At 51.8% G+C, this 19,493-nt stretch carries 11 protein-coding genes; 6 read left to right on the top strand and 5 right to left on the bottom strand.

Going from position 1 to position 19,493, the window contains the following annotated elements; all coding sequences use genetic code 11:
* Window positions 1–2: 2 nt before the first annotated feature.
* Complete coding sequence (rcsB, locus tag AACU55_RS13495) at window positions 3–653, top strand: response regulator transcription factor RcsB (protein WP_013574620.1); 651 nt, start codon at window positions 3–5, stop codon at window positions 651–653.
* 76 nt (window positions 654–729) lie between these two features.
* Here rcsB and rcsC read toward each other — a convergent pair whose 3' ends face one another.
* Entirely contained in the window at window positions 730–3,591 is a 2,862-nt protein-coding gene (gene rcsC, locus AACU55_RS13490) for a two-component system sensor histidine kinase RcsC (protein ID WP_134705607.1), read from the bottom strand.
* A gap of 176 nt (window positions 3,592–3,767) precedes the next feature.
* Entirely contained in the window at window positions 3,768–6,419 is a 2,652-nt protein-coding gene (gyrA, locus tag AACU55_RS13485) for a DNA topoisomerase (ATP-hydrolyzing) subunit A (RefSeq protein ID WP_013574618.1), read from the bottom strand.
* A 259-nt stretch (window positions 6,420–6,678) separates the two neighbouring features.
* Here gyrA and ubiG point away from each other — a divergent pair, with 259 nt between their 5' ends.
* Window positions 6,679–7,401, top strand: coding sequence for a bifunctional 2-polyprenyl-6-hydroxyphenol methylase/3-demethylubiquinol 3-O-methyltransferase UbiG (gene ubiG / locus AACU55_RS13480; RefSeq protein ID WP_013574617.1), 723 nt, complete (start codon window positions 6,679–6,681; stop codon window positions 7,399–7,401).
* A 67-nt stretch (window positions 7,402–7,468) separates the two neighbouring features.
* Here ubiG and yfaL read toward each other — a convergent pair whose 3' ends face one another.
* Window positions 7,469–11,257, bottom strand: a complete 3,789-nt coding sequence (gene yfaL, locus AACU55_RS13475) for an AIDA-I family autotransporter adhesin YfaL/EhaC (RefSeq protein ID WP_134705606.1) — start codon at window positions 11,255–11,257, stop codon at window positions 7,469–7,471.
* Between the two features lie 710 nt (window positions 11,258–11,967).
* Between yfaL and nrdA the strand changes: the two genes are divergently transcribed.
* The 3 genes from nrdA (at window position 11,968) to yfaE (ending at window position 15,714) form a co-directional block, all read left to right on the top strand.
* Window positions 11,968–14,250 (top strand): class 1a ribonucleoside-diphosphate reductase subunit alpha, encoded by a 2,283-nt coding sequence (gene nrdA, locus AACU55_RS13470; protein ID WP_037036183.1) that lies wholly within the window; start codon window positions 11,968–11,970, stop codon window positions 14,248–14,250.
* Window positions 14,251–14,322: 72 nt separating this feature from the next.
* Window positions 14,323–15,453, top strand: a complete 1,131-nt coding sequence (gene nrdB / locus AACU55_RS13465; protein WP_013574613.1) for a class Ia ribonucleoside-diphosphate reductase subunit beta — start codon at window positions 14,323–14,325, stop codon at window positions 15,451–15,453.
* Window positions 15,454–15,714, top strand: coding sequence for a class I ribonucleotide reductase maintenance protein YfaE (yfaE, locus tag AACU55_RS13460; RefSeq protein ID WP_013574612.1), 261 nt, complete (start codon window positions 15,454–15,456; stop codon window positions 15,712–15,714).
* 139 nt (window positions 15,715–15,853) lie between these two features.
* On the opposite strand, the gene AACU55_RS13455 is transcribed toward yfaE, so the two are convergent.
* The gene (locus AACU55_RS13455) at window positions 15,854–17,059 is read right to left on the bottom strand and encodes a nicotinamide mononucleotide deamidase-related protein YfaY (protein ID WP_134705605.1); all 1,206 of its coding nucleotides are present in this window, start codon (window positions 17,057–17,059) and stop codon (window positions 15,854–15,856) included.
* A gap of 127 nt (window positions 17,060–17,186) precedes the next feature.
* Window positions 17,187–17,732, bottom strand: coding sequence for a YfaZ family outer membrane protein (locus tag AACU55_RS13450; protein WP_013574610.1), 546 nt, complete (start codon window positions 17,730–17,732; stop codon window positions 17,187–17,189).
* A gap of 303 nt (window positions 17,733–18,035) precedes the next feature.
* Between AACU55_RS13450 and AACU55_RS13445 the strand changes: the two genes are divergently transcribed.
* The gene (locus AACU55_RS13445; RefSeq protein ID WP_013574609.1) at window positions 18,036–19,469 is read left to right on the top strand and encodes a catalase; all 1,434 of its coding nucleotides are present in this window, start codon (window positions 18,036–18,038) and stop codon (window positions 19,467–19,469) included.
* The last annotated feature ends 24 nt before the right edge of the window (window positions 19,470–19,493 follow it).

Below are 19,493 nucleotides of genomic sequence, written 5' to 3'. Positions count from 1 at the left end.
ACATGAATAATATGAACGTAATTATTGCTGATGACCATCCTATCGTCCTGTTTGGTATTCGTAAGTCCCTTGAACAAATTGAATGGGTGAATGTTGTAGGCGAGTTCGAAGACTCAACTGCACTGGTTAACAGCTTAAGCAAACTTGATGCTCATGTGCTGATCACTGACCTGTCCATGCCGGGCGATAAATTCGGCGATGGCATCACCCTGATCAAATACATCAAGCGCCACTACCCGCAGTTATCCATCATTGTTCTGACCATGAACAATAATCCGGCGATCCTGAGTTCTGTACTGGATCTGGATATCGAGGGGATTGTGCTCAAGCAAGGCGCGCCAACTGACCTGCCAAAAGCGCTGGCCGCATTGCAGAAAGGCAAAAAGTTCACGCCGGACAGCGTGGCAAAACTGCTGGAAAAAATCAGCGCCAACGGTTACGGCGACAAACGCCTGTCTCCGAAAGAAAGCGAAGTGCTGCGTCTGTTCGCAGAAGGTTTCCTGGTGACGGAGATTGCCAAAAAGCTGAACCGCAGCATTAAAACCATCAGCAGCCAGAAGAAATCTGCGATGCTGAAACTGGGCGTGGAAAACGATATCGCCCTGCTGAACTATCTGTCTTCCGTCAGCTCCCAGCCGGTGGATAAAGACTGACGTTTCAGGGTGTTATGTAGGTTAAGACGTGAAAAAGGCACCGGAAGGTGCCTTTTGTATTTTCCGACGTCGTCCGTCAGGATTGTCGCTTTCTGCGAACCAGCGCACTGTAATAACGCAGCGTATCGCGCAGGGTTTCCAGTGTGACTGGCTTGGATAAACAGTTATCCATTCCCGCTTCGAGACAGCGCTGCCGCTGTTCCGCCAGCGCGTTAGCGGTGACGCCGATCACCGGTAAGGTATGACCGAGTTCGCGCAGTTTTGCCGTCAGCCCGTACCCGTCGAGGCGCGGCATGTTGACGTCGCTGAGCACAATATCAATTTCATGCGCACGCATGGCATCCAGTGCGTCAATCCCGTCGTTCGCCGTCAACACGATATAGCCCATCGTGCCCAGTTGATCCGCCAGGAGACGGCGGTTAATCGGATGATCATCCACCACCAGCAAGGTAATATCGCTGTAATCCTGCGCCACAGCCGCTTCCGGCGTCGCTGAGCCGCCCTCTTCCGCTGTCGTCTCGAGACGGTAAATCCGGTTGAGCAGCGCAGTGATTTCCAGTGGTGTGGACGTACTATGAATCCAGTAACCCGGACGCGTTTCGACTGGCGGCCCGATATGGCCGATGGAAAATTCAATCTGTGCGGCCAGTTCGCCCTTATGGATCAGCGGCGTGTCAGTAATCAGCACATCTTCCCGCTGGCTTTGCAGTTCCGGCTCGCAGCGCTGAACATTCGCGCCGTGATAACGCATCAGTTGCATCAGGTAACTTTCCAGATAAGCATTGCGTACATCCAGCCAGACCGTTTTGTCCTGCCAGTTGTCCAGCGGCTCACCCGACGGGAAAGTGGCGTTGTAGAGCGGAATACGCACCGTAAACGAGCTGCCCAGCCCCGGTTCCGACTCCACCTCAATATCGCCATCCATCAGGTTAATCAGCTTTTCACAGATAGCCAGCCCCAGACCGGTGCCCTTGAAATGGCGCTGCACGCCGGTTCCGACCTGGAAGAACGGATCAAACAGGCGGGTGATTTCCCGCTCAGGGATCCCGACGCCGGTATCGCGCACCTGAAACTCAAGATAGTTTCCGCAGGTTCTGACATTCAGAACAATGCAGCCGGTGTCGGTAAATTTAATCGCATTGTTCAGGATGTTGGAGATGACCTGTTGCAGACGCACCGGATCGCCGTTGAATGATAACGGCACGTTGTGTTCGATAAAGCAGTAAAGTCCCAGATGTTTTTTCACTACCAGCGGCAAATAGTTACCGGCAATGTGAGTGATCACTTCGCGACAGGAGAATTCCTGCGGCTCGATTTTCAGCTGCTCGGATTCAATTTTGGAGAAGTCGAGAATGTCGCTGATGATTTTCAGCAGCAGTGCCGACGAGTTATTCATTGCCGTCACCAGACGGTCAACGCCCTGAGGCAACCCTTGCGTTTGCAGTAAATCCAGGTTGCCGATGATACCGTAAAGCGGCGTGCGCAATTCATGGCTGACGGTTGCCAGGAACATTGATTTCGACTGGCTGGCCTGCTCGGCCGCATTAGCCATTTCCTGCAAAGACTCTTCCATTTTCACGCGCGCACTGACGTCGATCAGCACACAAATCGCCACGTCTTCATTACGGTAGCGCGAATGCACGAAACTCAGCTGGATGTTGTTATTGTTCTTGGTGATGACATCGACGAAATTGGTCTGCTGATCGCAGATGATCCGCGTAATACGCTGCCGGTCTTCCTGCGTCAGCATGCTGATATAATTATGCGCCAGTTCATTACTCAGGATGTTAACGCCATCGCTGATACGCAAAATGGAAATACCGACCGGTGCTGAGGCCACGATTTTATGGTTAAACTGTTCATGTTCTTCAAGCCGGAATGCGTTTTCCTCGGCCGGTAAAAACATTTTGCGCTCAAAAACCCAGGCCAGAATAAACAATAACAGGCCGGAGAATATATTCAGTAAAACCGCATTAAAAATCAGGATCTTAAATCGCTCGATCACCGTATTAAACGGCATGGAATACACCACACTCAGCGAGGACGGTGTCAGCGGCTTTTTGTAGACCAAATCTTTATAACCATTTACATACCCGAAGAATGAACTGGCCTGCGGATAATCGCCCGGCGCGGCGCTGTAGTGCCCGTCCTCGGAAATCCCCAGCAGCGGCTGATCGTCTTCATCCAGCAACGTCACGGCGGTGTGCTGTGAATTCGGATTCAACAAATCTTCGGCGCGCAAATTTTGTTGAATACCCATCAGCGCTTCGAGTTTATTGCCGACATAAATCGGGGTCAGCACATACAAATTTCCGGAGTCTTTACTGCCGGACTGCGACACCCAGTACAGGCTGTTTTCTTTATCTGTGCTCTTACTGTTGCGATATTGCATAATTTTTTCATGCAATGATTTCAACTGTTCCTGGCTTTCGCGCTCGAACGGTTCGCTGCTGATACCAAAATCAACCAGACACAAACTCTCGCCACTGATGAGGAACACGCGATTGAGATCGTAGGCATCGGAAAAGTTGTCTTTCCAGTAATGGATCATGTTACCCAGCGAAGCCAGCGAATTACGGTAGCTATCATTAATCTGCGAGCAGTCGGACTCAGGGAACAATGAGAGATAAGACGGCGCCGTGTTTTTAGTGCTGATTATGCCGTTGATGATATCCAGCCCGTTCACTGAAGCGCTCAGGCGATTCTCAGCCATAAACTTAATGCTGTGCATCACATCATTGGAATTTTTGATGTAACTCTGCGCCAGATCGTAATTGAGATTATCCTCGTCGCGGATCTCGGATTCTTTGTTATGGAAAATATTCAGCACATAAAAGGTGGTCAGCAGCACACCCAGTGTCCACAACATAAGCGCCAGCACCCGGAAAAGATAACGGGAGATTTTTAGCGTTGTGCGAAACGAAGCAAGATATTTCAAGGATTAACCATTAGCAAAACGGCTCAGCGAGCGGAATGGGGATCAGGATACACTATTGCCAGACTTTCTAAAAAGCGCCGCATAATGCAGTGTAGGTGAAAGATTTGTTTTAAGACGAATCCAATAAAAAAGGGCATAACTATTGTTATGCCCTTTTGTCTGCTGACTAAGAAAACTTATTCTTCTTCGTCATCAGCTGGCTGATCGTCTTCACTTTCCGCGTCGTCTGGCAGATCGGCTGCTTGTGCCGCTTCCAGTTCGCCCGCTTCGGTGGCTACGCCATCCAGTTCTTCGTCTTCAACCGGTTCTGCAACACGCTGCAAGCCAACCACATTCTCATCGTCTGCGGTACGGATAAGCGTCACACCCTGGGTGTTACGGCCAACAGTACTCACTTCGGAAACACGGGTACGCACCAGCGTACCGGCATCGGTGATCATCATGATTTGATCCGCTTCATCAACCTGAATCGCACCAATAACCGGTCCGTTACGCTCACTCACTTTGATTGAGATAACGCCCTGGGTTGCGCGAGATTTAGTTGGGTACTCGGTCGATTCAGTACGTTTACCGAAACCGTTCTGCGTCACAGTCAGGATACAACCGTCACCGCGTGGGATGATAAGCGATACAACGCTGTCGCCTTCGCCCAGACGGATACCGCGAACCCCCGTCGCCGTACGGCCCATTGAGCGGACGGCTTCTTCAGAGAAGCGCACGACTTTACCGGCTGCAGAGAACAGCATGACTTCGTCTTTACCGTCAGTCAGGTCAACACCAATCAGCTCATCACCCTCGTTGAGGTTGATGGCGATAATGCCGGCGCTGCGTGGACGGCTGAAATCGGTCAGCGCAGTTTTCTTCACGGTACCGCTGGCGGTTGCCATGAACACATGACGACCTTCTTCGTACTCACGTACTGGCAGAATGGCGGTAATGCGTTCGTTCGGCTCAAGCGGCAACAGGTTGACGATAGGACGGCCACGGGCACCGCGGCTGGCTTCCGGCAACTGATAGACTTTCATCCAGTACAGACGCCCGCGACTTGAGAACATCAGAATAGTGTCGTGGGTATTGGCCACCAGCAGACGATCGATAAAGTCTTCTTCTTTAATGCGTGCTGCTGACTTCCCTTTACCGCCGCGACGCTGCGCTTCGTAATCAGTCAGAGGCTGATATTTCACGTAGCCCTGATGCGACAAGGTCACCACAACGTCTTCCTGATTGATCAGGTCTTCGATGTTGATGTCAGAGGTATTTGCCGTAATTTCGGTACGACGCGGATCGTTGTATTGATCACGGATCGCTTCCAGTTCTTCACGAATGACTTCCATCAGACGGTCAGGGTTGGACAGGATGAACAGCAGCTCAGCGATTTGCACCAGCAGCTCTTTGTATTCATCCAGCAGTTTTTCGTGCTCAAGACCGGTCAGTTTCTGCAGACGCAGATCCAGAATGGCCTGGGCTTGTTGCTCAGTCAGGAAGTATTTTCCATCATGAATACCAAACTGCGGCTCCAGCCATTCAGGACGGGCTGCATCGTCACCCGCACTTGCCAGCATTGCTGACACGTTGCCCAGATCCCATGAACGCGCGACCAGGCCAGCTTTCGCTTCAGCCGGCGTCGGTGCCGCACGGATCAGTTCAATGATCGGGTCGATGTTCGCCAGCGCGATAGCCAGTGCTTCGAGGATATGAGCACGGTCGCGGGCTTTACGCAGTTCGAAAATGGTACGACGCGTCACCACTTCACGGCGGTGGCGGACGAACGCTGACAGAATTTCTTTCAGACCGAGAATCTTCGGCTGACCCTGGTGCAGTGCCACCATGTTGATGCCGAAAGACGTCTGCAGTTGCGTCAGGGAATACAGGTTGTTCAGAACCACTTCACCGACAGCATCGCGTTTAATTTCAATCACGATACGCATGCCGTCTTTATCAGACTCATCGCGCAGCGCACTGATACCTTCGACGCGTTTTTCTTTCACCAGCTCGGCGATCTTTTCGATCAGACGGGCTTTGTTCACCTGATACGGGATCTCGTGAACAATGATGGTTTCGCGACCGGTTTTCGCATCGGCTTCTACTTCAGCACGGGCACGGATATAAATTTTGCCACGGCCGGTACGGTAAGCTTCTTCGATACCACGGCGACCGTTGATGATCGCAGCCGTCGGGAAGTCTGGCCCCGGGATGTGTTCCATCAGCCCTTCAATGCTGATGTTTTCATCTTCAATATACGCCAGACAGCCGTTGATCACCTCGGTGAGGTTATGCGGCGGAATGTTGGTTGCCATACCGACAGCGATACCCGACGAGCCGTTAACCAGCAGGTTGGGAATGCGCGTTGGCATAACAGAAGGAATTTGTTCTGTGCCGTCATAGTTTGGCACGAAATCGACAGTTTCTTTTTCTAAATCTGCCAGCAATTCGTGTGCAATTTTTGACATGCGGATTTCGGTATAACGCATGGCTGCTGCGGAGTCGCCATCCACTGACCCGAAGTTACCCTGCCCGTCCACCAGCATATAGCGAAGTGAGAAAGGCTGAGCCATACGAACGATGGTGTCATAAACCGCGGTATCACCGTGTGGGTGATATTTACCGATAACGTCACCGACCACACGGGCCGATTTTTTATAGGCTTTATTCCAGTCGTTACCGAGGACATTCATTGCGAAAAGTACGCGGCGGTGCACCGGTTTCAAACCATCGCGCACATCTGGTAACGCACGTCCGACAATAACGGACATCGCATAATCCAAATAAGAGTTTTTAAGCTCTTCTTCGATGTTAATCGGTGTGATTTCTCTGGCAAGGTCGCTCATGGAGCTGCTATCCCTCTACTGATTATTCATGGCCGCTGCCCACGTAGGCATATATAGCGCAAAGGTGTAAAACTATACCACAAACCAGCCAAACGTGGAAAACAACCGCCCCCTTTTGCCGACTATTATCCAACGCGTTTCAAACCTTTGCACGCAGGGCTTCATTTCGTATAAACATTAACCAAAACGACAAAACTGAGCCAAAGCAGATGGAATATGTATAATCCGCTAATCAAGTTATAAGGAGTTCATCACGCTCATGACAACCACACCCTCCGCAACACCGCAAAACATCGACCATGAAGAAATCGCCAAATTTGAAGCCGTCGCCTCGCGCTGGTGGGATCTGGAAGGCGAATTCAAACCGCTGCATCGCATCAATCCGCTGCGTCTGAACTACATTCTCGAACGCGCCGATGGCCTGTTTGGAAAAAATGTTCTCGATGTCGGCTGCGGTGGCGGCATTTTGAGTGAAAGCATGGCAGTGGCGGGGGCGACAGTCACCGGACTGGACATGGGCGGCGAACCCTTGCAGGTAGCACGTTTGCATGCGCTGGAAAGCGGCGTGAAGGTGGAGTACGTGCAGGAAACCGTGGAAGCGCACGCCGACGCGCATCCGCAGCAATATGACGTGGTGACTTGCATGGAAATGCTGGAACACGTACCGGATCCGGCTTCTGTCGTTGCCGCCTGCGCGCGTCTGGTGAAACCTGGCGGCCATGTGTTCTTTTCCACCATCAACCGCAACAATAAAGCCTGGCTGATGGCCATTTTCGGCGCTGAATATGTGCTGAAAATGGTGCCGAAAGGCACGCACGACATCAAAAAATTCATCAAGCCGTCTGAACTGCTGGGCATGATTGACCGCACATCGCTGTTTGAGCGTCACATTATGGGACTGCACTACAACCCGCTGACCGACCATTTCAAACTCGGGCCAAATGTTGATGTGAACTACATGATCCACACCCAGGCGCTGTAATATTCTGACCGCAAAAAAGGGTACAGCCTGCGCTGCACCCTTTTAATTTCACGGCTAACCGACTGACTTACCAGCGAATACTCACCCCAACTGACGCTTCGGTTTGCGAAAAATCATCTGACCCTTCTTGCTGTCCAACCTTGCCCCAGAGCGTGGTATTTTCGCCCAAATTGCCACTGATCCCGGTACTCAGTTCCGCACTGTCTTTGGCGGTGTTATCGGTGAAATTCACGCCATCCACATTCAGGGAAGTTTCCGCGCTGTTATGGCGGTAATTCGCCTCTACAAAAGGTCTGAGATGCAGCGTCGGCGACGGATGAATATTCCATTCACTGCGCAAGCCTAAGCGCGTCTGAACGTTATTATCTCCCTGTTGTGCCACTTTCGACTGATTCGACGCGGTAAAATCTTTCTGCTTCACCCCCTGATAAATCACCTGCGCCTGGGGTTGCACCGTCCAGTTCCACTGGTTTCCCTGCATCAGGGTAAAACGGTAACCACCTTCCAGTGAGGCGGAAAGGCCGGAAGAGTGATAATTATCATCACCTGTACCGTCTTCGCTGACGCTGTTATCAAACCAGGCATATTGCATCCAGCTGTCGAGATACGCGCCCTGATGATCCTGTGCGTTCTGATACCAGGAAGCGGTCAGTCCGACGGCGTATCCCTGACTGTCATTATCTGATTTGCGCCCGGTCAGTACGCTGGTGCTATCGCCGTGGCTGTTACTGTAACCGCCCACCACACCCGCCAGGATTTCCCCGTCACCTGCGTTATTGCGCAGGAAATTGCTGCTGATCTGAACCACTGACGTGTCATTGTGACTGTCAATCTGGCTGGCAAAGGTTGAGCTGTCGCGCGATGAATCGACCCGCAGCTTAATATTGTCATGACCGGCACCGGCATGATCCTGCGCCGTCATACTGAAGGCATTATTGGCGATGCGCAGGTTGCTCATATAGCCGCCCATTTTAGGGTTCAGCACCGGTGTAAAATCTTCCCCGCCAGAGGCTGGCACAGGTTGCGGCTGCGGTTGAACATCGGGATCAGGCTGCGGCTGGACGTCAGGATCGGGCTGAGGTTCCGGTTGAGGCTCCGGCGTCACCACCTGCGAGCGCAGATACCAGTCCTGATTATCCTGCACCAGAGAATAGTCGTAGGCACCCATATTGATATATTGCTGACCACCGGCCAGATGGAAATCTGCCGCGTTCTGGAAGCTTTGCGGGTCGGCAACAAAATCGACAACTTTGATGCCGGTTTGTGTCGCCTGCCCGATGCCGCTGACCGGCACAACCGCCAGCGCGGTATCACCGGAAGTATTGCCGTTAAGAATCAGCTGGTCGGTCGCCGAGGTATCACCATTCATTTCAGTTTCCAGCACCAGCGTGCCGCCGCCGGTGTAATCACCGTTGACCGTCAGCGTATCCCCGGCCTTGCCATTCTCCAGACTGGCGGTTCCTGCGCTGTTATCAAGGCTGCCGTTGACCGTCACACCGGCTAAATAGGTCAATGCATCCAGGGAAAGGTTCGTGTTCAGCGTGCCTTTAAGCGCCATACCGGACGTAGCATTCACCAGCGTGCCGCCCGTGCCGGTAAACAAGCTGGCATCCAGCGCCGAGGAAGTGTCCTGATTTGTCAGGACCAGCTGAGTGTTGTCGGAAATCAACAGTGTACCGGTGGAATCCGCATCAATGCTGCGCACCTGCTGATCCATGCCGGTGGCAAACGTGGCATTTTCGCCGACGTACAATGAAGAGGCGTCTGCGATGATGTTTTCCGCGCCTCCCTGCAAAGTACCCTGTTCGACCCGGACAGCGGAATGGCTGTTGCCCGAATCTTTCAGAATCAACGTACCGTTACCGGTTTTGGTGAACGTGCTGTCAACGTCTGCCTGCCCGCCGGTACTGTCAGCGGTTAAGCCGCCCCATTGCGTGGTCACGCCGTCGTCCACCTGCATCGTCCCTGAGGCCCGCATTTCAATATCTCGTGCCTTACCGGTTTGTGCTGAAGTGGTATCAACCTGCCCGCTGGTATCGCCCGGCGCAGAAATCTCCAGCGTACTGGCCTGTGCCGGATCGGTAAAAATGACCTGACGGTTATAGGCTTCATCGCCCAACTGAGAGTTACCGGTGACCTGCAATGTCCCGGAAGCGATCTGCGTCGTGCCCAGATAAGTATTGTTATCCGCCAGCGTGACGCGTCCGGCACCGGCATCAATCACCGCATACACGCCGCCATCAACGTGATAGTCGCTGCCCGTCCCCAGCGTCACCAGATCAGCATTACCGATTACCGTACCGCCGGACCCTGTAATCGTCAGGCCGTCGTTAGTCTGATTCGCCTCACCGTTGAAAGTGGTCATGTCCGACAAATCCAGCACACCGCCGTCGAGCACAACAGACTGCGGATCGGCCTGCAATATCGCTAAATCTTCAGCATCGCCCTGAACGCTGAGTACAGCGTTTTGTTCCACCACAATGTCGCCATCCAGCCCCATAGACTGCGCGCCGGTCAGGGTGAAACTGCCATTTTCTGCCACGGTCAGGTCGCCTGCTCCGGTGGTTGTCCCCGCCATATAGCCGCTGTTAACAATGACATTACCGCCAGCATCAATATTCAATGTGCTGTTCTCATGCCCCATAAAGGCATTTTTAAAGGTTTGCTGCGTGCTGCCAACATTCAGTATTGCCGTGTCATTCACATAATTATCGTTACCTAACACAATACCGTGACAGGTATCTGCCGCAGCCTGGCAGTTGGTGTCGCCGACATTGATCAGCGTGTCATCACGTCCCAGCGTGACCGTGCCCTCTAAAATGTCGAATACGCCGGTAAAACCGCTGTTATCAGCATTAAGTACCAGTTCACCAGCACCGCGTTTGAAAATCGCGCCATAACCGGCGATCGAGTCATAAGCGCCGTCGTTGGCGGTATTACCGATGACCAGCGTTTTATCTGCGGCAATATCAAAATCGGCTTCGCTGTGGCCGAGATACATGAACCCGCCGCCAGCGGCATCGGGTGCATCGCCATAATTGCCAGCGACGTTATCGTGGTAATAGGCAACACCATCATTTTCTTGATAGTTTTCATCAATATTGATGTTGATCAGGAATGGCGTAGACGCACTGCTGGTGTAGATTGCGCCTCCCTGTCCTTCGGCCTGATTGCCGGTGAATTCACTGTTAGTGATAAACATGCTGCCGTGGGAGTCAGACGTATTGTCCGTGGCATCAATCGCACCACCGCTACCATTACCTGAACTGGCACTTTTGTTGGTTTTTGCCTGATTATCCTCAAATAAAACATTTGTCAGCTGGACTTTATTATTAAGAGAATAAATAGCGCCGCCTTTCCCCTCACTGGAAATATTCCCTGAAAACACGGCATTAGTAATGGCAAGATCAGTATCACCTTCATCATTGGTGCCATTCATATATATTGCGCCGCCGTAATCATGGGCGACGTTATCAATGAACAGGGTATTTTCTAAGTATACCGTCGAGTTTTCTTTCGCAAAGATCGCGCCACCGTTTCCCGAACTGCTGTTTCCGGTAAATACGCTGTAACCGGTGGTGCTCTCAGGAATAATCTCCAGTGTGGTGCTGTTTCCCAGGTGGAAAGCACCGCCCGAGGAGCCTGAACCGTTCAGGCCGGAGAACTGCATCTCAGCGCCATCAGCCACGGTATAGGTATTGAGGGTTTTATTTTCAAGCGTGGTGGCCGTGGCGTTGCAACTTTCAGTAATTTGCAACCCTGAACAGGCCGGGAGAGTTTCTGCGTAAACCATCGCTGAAAAAGGCAATAAATTAAATGCCAAAAACAAACACGCCGTGATTTTATTGAAGACCATTGAAATTCTAATCCCGCACCTGATGAAAGAGGAGCGAAAGTAATATGCACAGTGCCGGGAGACCACTTAATGATAAATTTAGAATATATAAACAACATCATTTATTCATCATATGTATTTATAATAAGGCTCATTTTTCTCAAAAACGCACTTTTCAGAAAGTGAACAAAAACCTGCTAGCAAGGTTGCCCCGAAGCGGCTTAACGGCTGTACGGCGACGCCAAATCGTCATCGGTTGCAAGTCATTTTTTCCGCTAATCCAGTAGAATTTACGTTAAGAGACGGGGTATGCCGGGGTTAAAACCTTAGTTTTTAGGACGTTGGTTGGCGTGAACACCGCAACATGATTTTTTAGAATAGTTATCCAGATCAATATAGCGTTTTTTTCTAACGTTTAATAAACCGGCAGTTGATCACCTTTCATAAAAATATAAGAAAATCGTATCTGAGATATTGACAGGTTTGTCGCGCCAGCAATGACGGACTTCTCAGGCTTGACGTCAAAATTTCTCCCCAACTTATCCACAAATCTGCCCGTTTTGTTCACTTGCAAAAGGGACATTCAATCACTATCTTGTCATCAGAAAATAACAAACCCACAATATATTGTGTTTATATCCTGACCAGCACACTAGGAACCTCTTGTGCTGCCGCGCATGTTTTACGCGGTCAGGTCAGACCCTTTATAAACCTTTAAGGTATCGCACCCAATGAACCAAAGTCTGCTTGTTACTAAACGTGATGGCCGCACAGAACGCATCAACCTTGATAAAATCCACCGTGTCATTGACTGGGCAGCGGAAGGTCTTCAAAACGTATCAGTTTCTCAAGTAGAACTCCGTTCACACATCCAGTTCTATGACGGCATCAAAACCGCTGATATTCACGAAACCATCATCAAAGCGGCGGCTGATCTGATCTCTAAAGATGCACCGGATTACCAATATCTGGCCGCGCGTCTGGCGATCTTCCACCTGCGTAAAAAAGCCTACGGCCAGTTTGAACCACCAAAACTGATCGACCAGGTGACCCGCATGGTTGAAATGGGTAAATACGACAAACATCTGCTGGAAGACTACACGGCTGAAGAGTTCGAGCAGATGGACAGTTTTATTGACCACTGGCGCGACATGAATTTCTCTTACGCTGCGGTTAAGCAACTGGAAGGGAAATATCTGGCACAGAACCGTGTGACCGGCGATATCTACGAAAGCGCTCAGTTCCTCTACATTCTGGTCGCGGCCTGCCTGTTCTCCGGCTACCCGCGCGAAACGCGTCTGGATTACATCAAACGTTTCTACGACGCGATTTCAACCTTCAAAATTTCCCTGCCTACGCCAATTATGTCCGGCGTGCGCACTCCGACCCGTCAGTTCAGCTCATGCGTGCTGATCGAATGTGGCGACAGTCTGGATTCCATTAACGCGACCTCCAGCGCCATCGTGAAATACGTTTCACAACGCGCCGGTATCGGCATCAACGCCGGTCGCATTCGTGCGCTGGGCAGCCCGATCCGTGGCGGCGAAGCGTTCCACACCGGTTGTATCCCGTTCTACAAGCATTTCCAGACTGCGGTGAAATCCTGTTCTCAGGGCGGTGTTCGTGGCGGCGCAGCGACACTCTTCTACCCGATGTGGCATCTGGAAGTCGAAAGCCTGCTGGTACTGAAAAACAACCGTGGTGTTGAAGGCAACCGCGTCCGTCATATGGACTACGGCGTGCAGATCAACAAACTGATGTATCAGCGTCTGGTGAAAGGCGGCGACATTACCCTGTTCAGCCCGTCTGACGTACCTGGCCTGTACGATGCGTTCTTTGCCGATCAGGACGAGTTCGAGCGTCTGTACGAGAAGTACGAGCAGGATGCCAGCATCCGTAAGCAGAAAGTGAAAGCGGTTGAACTGTTCTCCCTGATGATGCAGGAACGTGCCTCTACAGGCCGTATCTACATTCAGCATGTTGACCACTGCAACACCCACAGCCCGTTTGATCCGGCTATCGCGCCTGTTCGCCAGTCCAACCTGTGTCTGGAAATTGCGCTACCAACCAAACCGCTGGATGACGTTAATGACGAAAACGGCGAAATCGCGCTGTGTACGCTGTCTGCTTTCAACCTCGGTGCGATCGAAAGCCTCGACGATCTGGAAGAACTGGCTGTTCTGGCAGTTCGCGCTCTGGACGCCCTGCTCGATTATCAGGATTACCCGATCAAAGCCGCAAAACGCGGTGCGATGGGCCGACGTACGCTGGGTATCGGCGTGATTAACTACGCGTATTATCTGGCGAAAAACGGTGTGCGTTATTCCGACGGCAGCGCAAACAATCTTACGCACAAAACGTTCGAAGCCATTCAGTATTACCTGCTGAAAGCCTCCAACGAACTGGCGAAAGAACAAGGCGCGTGCCAGTGGTTCAACGAAACCACCTATTCACAAGGCATCATGCCGGTGGATACCTACAAGAAAGATCTGGATGCTATCTGCAACGAACCGCTGCATCTGGACTGGGATACGCTGCGTGAAAATATCAAAACATACGGCCTGCGTAACTCTACGCTGTCCGCGCTGATGCCGTCCGAGACCTCTTCGCAGATCTCCAACGCCACCAACGGCATCGAGCCACCTCGCGGCCACATCAGTATCAAAGCGTCGAAAGACGGGATTCTGCGTCAGGTTGTGCCGGAGTACGAACGTCTGAAAGATCAGTACGAACTGCTGTGGGATATGCCGAACAACGACGGCTACCTGCAACTGGTTGGCGTAATGCAGAAATTCATCGACCAGGCGATTTCGTCAAACACCAACTACGACCCGTCGCGCTTCCCGAACAGCAAAGTGCCAATGAAACAGTTGTTGAAAGACTTGCTGACCGCCTACAAATTTGGCGTGAAAACGCTGTACTATCAGAACACCCGTGACGGTGCTGATGATGTACAGGAAGACATGAAAGCCGATGTGGCTGATGACTGTGAAAGCGGCGCCTGCAAAATCTAATCTTTTGTTTTAACTAAGAATATTATTCAAAACCCCCGTCAGGGGGTTTTTGCCGAGAATTTCGAGGAAGTTATGGCCTACAGTACTTTTTCCCAGAATAAAAACGATCAGCTTCTTGAGCCAATGTTCTTTGGTCAGTCGGTTAACGTTGCCCGTTTCGACCAGCAGAAGCATGAAATTTTTGAAAAACTGATCGAAAAGCAACTGTCCTTCTTCTGGCGTCCGGAAGAGATTGATGTTTCCCGCGACCGTATCGATTTTCAGGCGTTGCCGGATCACGAGAAACACATTTTCCTGAGCAACCTGAAATACCAGACGCTGCTGGATTCCATTCAGGGCCGCAGCCCGAACGTCGCGCTGTTACCGCTGATTTCTATTCCTGAGCTGGAAACCTGGGTCGAAACCTGGGCGTTTTCGGAAACTATTCACTCGCGCTCTTACACGCATATTATCCGTAACATCGTGAATGATCCGGCGATTGTGTTTGACGATATCGTGACCAATGAAGAAATCCTCAAGCGCGCGAAAGACATCTCCGGTTACTACGACACGCTGATCGAGATGACCAGCTACTACCATCTGCTGGGCGAGGGCACGCATCAGGTCAACGGCAAAACCGTTGTAGTTAACCTGCGCGAGCTGAAGAAAAAACTCTACATCTGTCTGATGAGCGTCAACGCGCTGGAAGCCGTACGTTTCTACGTCAGTTTTGCCTGTTCATTTGCCTTCGCTGAACGTGAACTGATGGAAGGCAACGCGAAAATCATCAAGATGATCGCCCGTGATGAAGCGCTGCATCTGACCGGCACTCAGCACGCGCTGAACCTGCTGCGTTCAGGTCAGGACGACCCTGAAATGGCAGAAATCGCGCTGGAATGTCAGCAGGAGTGCCATGACCTGTTCGTGCTCGCGGCACAGCAGGAAAAGGACTGGGCAGAATACCTGTTCAAAGACGGTTCGATGATCGGCCTGAACAAAGACATTCTGTGTCAGTACGTCGAATACATCACCAATATCCGTATGCAGGCTGTCGGGCTGGACGCTCCGTTCAAAACCCGCTCGAACCCGATCCCGTGGATCAACGCCTGGCTGGTGTCTGATAACGTGCAGGTTGCGCCACAGGAAGTGGAAGTCAGCTCCTATCTGGTAGGTCAGATTGATTCTGAAGTTCACGCCGATGACCTGAGTGATTTCGAGCTTTAAATGGCCGACAGAACCATCACACTTTCAGCAAACGGACAGCAACTGGCGTGTAAGTCAGAGCACCGGAATTTGCTGGAGGTGTTTGAACATCATCAGGTTGAAGTGGAATACCAGTGTCGCGAAGGTTATTGCGGATCGTGCCGGATGCGGTTGATTAACGGTGAGGTCGCCTACAGCGAGAAACCCCTGGCCTTTATCTCAGACGGCGAGATTTTGCCGTGTTGTTGCATGCCGGTTGGGGATATTGAGATCGCGTTTTAGACTTTACTCCTCCCCCTGCGAAGGGGGAGGACGGGAGGGGGTTTTAAGGGCTAACATCTCATCAAAGCCAACCTCAACTCTTTGATTTCGCTTTAATACCCCACCCCAGCCCTCCCCTTCGCAGGGGAGGGAGCTAAAGCTAAACCTTCTCAACCCGATCCAACCACGGATAATCCGCCACCGGCTCCCAGCCATTCAGATAGCGCCGCAGCATATCCATCGCCACCATCGCCATGGTCTCCTGACGTAATGCCAGTCCGTGACGCGTGGCGGTATAGCGGATTGTCAGGCCGCTGGTGCCGGTTGGGGTATGCAGTGCCAGACTTAATTCTGCACCTGACAGCGCACCCACAGCCAGCGCCAGTTGTGCGCCGGTGGTTTCGGCCAACGTCTGCGCACGCGCCAGTAAGCCTTCGAGGGATTTTTCAGGTGAGGGTTCGTCGCCTTGCGGCAATAACTCGCCGTTGACCAGCGGAACGCCGGCGCTTTGCAGACGCCAGTTCAGCAGGCCGCCGGTGAAACTTTCACTGACCGCCAGACGTAAATCCTGCGCCAGCAGGCGTTCTGCCAGACGATCCGGCAGGCTACCCAGCCCTTCAAAAATCGTGCTCTCCCCTGCGACTTCACGCACGCGTTCAAACGCTTTGTGCATTGCAGCTTCCTGAGAGCGCGGACCGGTGACTTTCAGCTCGATAATCGGCGATGACGAACGGTAACCCATCACCACGCCTTCCGGCAGTTTGAGTTGATCCAACTCAGTGGCAAGGTCACTTTCGCCACGTCCGAACGTGGTCAGACGTAAACATAACGGGGCTTCCAGCGCCGGAAATTGTTTGTGCAGACGTGGAACGATTTGTTGTTCCACCATCACTTTAAATTCGGACGGTACACCGGGCGTGAAGAAAATCTGACAGCGGTTGAGCTTCACGCTGAAGCCGCAGGCGGTGCCCACCGGATTATCCAGCAGCTCGGCATTGGCCGGGATTTGTGCCTGTTTGCGGTTGGATTCGGCCATCGGACGGCCACGTTCATTGAAGAACGCCTGCATGGTTTCAATCCAGCCAGCATCTTCCACCAGTTCCACATCACAGGCTTTAGCCGCCGCCAGCGCACTTAAATCATCGGTCGTTGGCCCCAGGCCGCCGTTCACGATAAGCACATCTGCGATGTGGCTGCGTTCTTTGAGAACAGCCACCAGCGCGTCCAGACTGTCGCCCACGGTTTCACGACTGGTCATCGGTAAACCTTGCTCAAACAGATAATTCGCCAGCCATGCCGAATTGGTATCCACAATCTGGCCGTGCAGCACTTCATCACCCGTACTCAGCATCTCAACCCTAAGCATCCCGTTCTCCTTCTGTCTTTTTTGTTACTCCACTGTAGAAAGGCTGGGACAGAAAAACAATCTCCGTTCGGCAGAAAACAAAAAGGCCCGCACGAATGCGAGCCTTCAGATTTTGCTTCAGACAAAATCAGAAATTAACAGCGCCACCTAAATACGCACCGTCTGCCACCACGTTATCGCGGTTGCCATCTTTGCCATCCATCGCCATGTAACGGTAACCCACGCTCACGGTAACCAGCGGGATGGCCGTCAGACGAATACCTGCGTTCGCTTCTTCATAGTTAGCAATGCCGCTGGACAGGGAATCCGGGGAATAATAATAGTCGCCGTACAGGGTGAACATTTTCGCGATTGGCAGTTGCAGACCACCGCCGACAGCCGCCGCGTACCCTTCGTCACCGTCTTTAGGATTGGTGTACAGGCCCTTACCGCCGACGGTCGCGATGAACGGACCCAACGGAATGTTGTATCCCAAACCCAAGCCTGCCACATCACCGTCGTCATCGTTATGGGTGTAATCACCGCTCAATGCCAGACCCGGAGATGTGGTGCCGAAGCCCACACCCAGATGCGTGTAATGCTCACCGACTTCACCATTGACACTGATTGCGCTGGCAGATGCCGCGACAAACATCAGACTGGCAGCGGCACCAGCGACAAGTAACTTTTTCATTATTTATCCTAAATAACAGTCAAACGACAATAAATCTTCCACGGGAAGTCTAAAGCAATTCACTCAGTCGTAACAACTTTTTGGAACGTGAATGCATTCACCGGGGTTGTGAAAATTGTAAGAAACATCGTTTTCATTGATGAAATGAACGTTTCCCATCGAAATGATAACTCCCACCTATTTGCCTCTGATCAATATAGGGTTTATTTCTAATCGGTAGAGTTAATTTGACTTAAGTAAGATTAAAGGAACCACCCCAACGTTTTTACTTACATACACACGCAATTACCAGAAGGAATTTTTATGACCAAGAAAGGTTTAACCACCGCCGCTGGCGCGCCAGTCGTCGATAATAACAACGTGATTACCGCTGGCCGCCGTGGTCCGTTGCTTTTGCAGGATGTCTGGTTTCTTGAGAAATTAGCGCATTTCGACCGCGAAGTGATCCCGGAGCGTCGTATGCACGCTAAAGGCTCCGGCGCTTATGGTACTTTCACCGTGACGCACGATATTACCGCTTTCACCCGCGCGAAGATCTTCTCCGCAATCGGCAAACAAACTGACATGTTTATCCGTTTCTCGACGGTTGCCGGTGAACGCGGTGCAGCGGATGCCGAACGTGATATTCGCGGTTTCTCGATGAAATTCTACACCGAAGAAGGAAACTGGGATTTAGTCGGCAATAATACGCCGGTGTTTTATCTGCGTGACCCGCTGAAATTCCCGGATCTGAACCACGTCGTCAAACGTGACCCGCGCACTAACCTGCGTAATCCGGCATACAAATGGGACTTCTTCTCTCATCTTCCGGAAGCCCTGCATCAGCTGACCATTGATGTCAGCGACCGTGGTCTGCCAACGTCTTACCGTCATATCCACGGTTTCGGCAGCCATACCTTCAGCTTTATCAATACTGAAAATGAACGCTTCTGGGTGAAATTCCACTTCCGCTGCCAGCAGGGTATTGAAAACCTGATGGACGATGAAGCCGAAAAACTGGTGGGCACCGACCGCGAGAGTTCGCAGCGTGATTTGTATGAAGCGATTGAACGCGGCGATTTCCCGCGCTGGAAACTGTTTGTGCAAATCATGCCGGAAGCGGACGCGGCAAAACTGCCGTACAACCCGTTTGACCTGACCAAAGTCTGGCTGCACAGCGATTATCCGCTGATTGAAGTGGGTGAATTCGAACTGAACCGCAATCCGGAAAACTACTTTGCCGAAGTAGAACAAGTCGCCATGAGCCCGGCCAATGTAGTACCTGGCATCGGTTTCTCACCTGACCGTATGCTGCAGGGGCGTCTGTTCTCTTACGGCGATGCGCACCGTTACCGTCTGGGCGTAAATCATCATCAGATCCCGGTCAACGCGCCAAAATGCCCGTTCCATAATTATCACCGTGACGGCGCAATGCGTGTGGACGGTAACAGCGGCAACGGTGTGACTTACGAACCCAACAGCGCGGGCTTGTTCCAGCAACAGCCCGATTTCAGCGAACCGCCACTGAGTATTGAAGGCGCGGCAGACCACTGGAATCACCGGGAAGATGATGATTACTTCACTCAGCCACGATTGCTATTCAACCTGCTGTCCGAGGCTGAGCATCAGCGTATGTTTGCACGCATTGCCGGTGAGCTGAAACATGCTTCGCCGGAAACGCAGGCACGCCAACTGGCACTGTTCTATAAAGTCGATCCGGCTTATGGCGCAGGGGTTGAGAAAGCACTGAAAGACTGACTTTTTACCATCAGAAATCATAAA

The organism is Rahnella sp. CJA17(1/100), assembly GCF_963881615.1.
Lineage (GTDB): Bacteria > Pseudomonadota > Gammaproteobacteria > Enterobacterales > Enterobacteriaceae > Rahnella > Rahnella aceris.
The sequence above is the reverse complement of the archived record's forward strand: the minus strand, read 5'-3'. Positions and strand labels throughout refer to the sequence as shown.

What these genes read in the sequence shown, in the direction of transcription:
- nrdA (WP_037036183.1), top strand. Translation starts at nt 11,968, where the DNA reads ATGAACCAAAGTCTGCTTGTTACTAAACGTGATGGCCGCACAGAACGC.
- nrdB (WP_013574613.1), top strand. Translation starts at nt 14,323, where the DNA reads ATGGCCTACAGTACTTTTTCCCAGAATAAAAACGATCAGCTTCTTGAG.
- yfaE (WP_013574612.1), top strand. Translation starts at nt 15,454, where the DNA reads ATGGCCGACAGAACCATCACACTTTCAGCAAACGGACAGCAACTGGCG.
- AACU55_RS13455 (WP_134705605.1), bottom strand. Translation starts at nt 17,059, where the DNA reads ATGCTTAGGGTTGAGATGCTGAGTACGGGTGATGAAGTGCTGCACGGC.
- AACU55_RS13450 (WP_013574610.1), bottom strand. Translation starts at nt 17,732, where the DNA reads ATGAAAAAGTTACTTGTCGCTGGTGCCGCTGCCAGTCTGATGTTTGTC.
- ubiG (WP_013574617.1), top strand. Translation starts at nt 6,679, where the DNA reads ATGACAACCACACCCTCCGCAACACCGCAAAACATCGACCATGAAGAA.
- yfaL (WP_134705606.1), bottom strand. Translation starts at nt 11,257, where the DNA reads ATGGTCTTCAATAAAATCACGGCGTGTTTGTTTTTGGCATTTAATTTA.
- rcsB (WP_013574620.1), top strand. Translation starts at nt 3, where the DNA reads ATGAATAATATGAACGTAATTATTGCTGATGACCATCCTATCGTCCTG.
- gyrA (WP_013574618.1), bottom strand. Translation starts at nt 6,419, where the DNA reads ATGAGCGACCTTGCCAGAGAAATCACACCGATTAACATCGAAGAAGAG.
- AACU55_RS13445 (WP_013574609.1), top strand. Translation starts at nt 18,036, where the DNA reads ATGACCAAGAAAGGTTTAACCACCGCCGCTGGCGCGCCAGTCGTCGAT.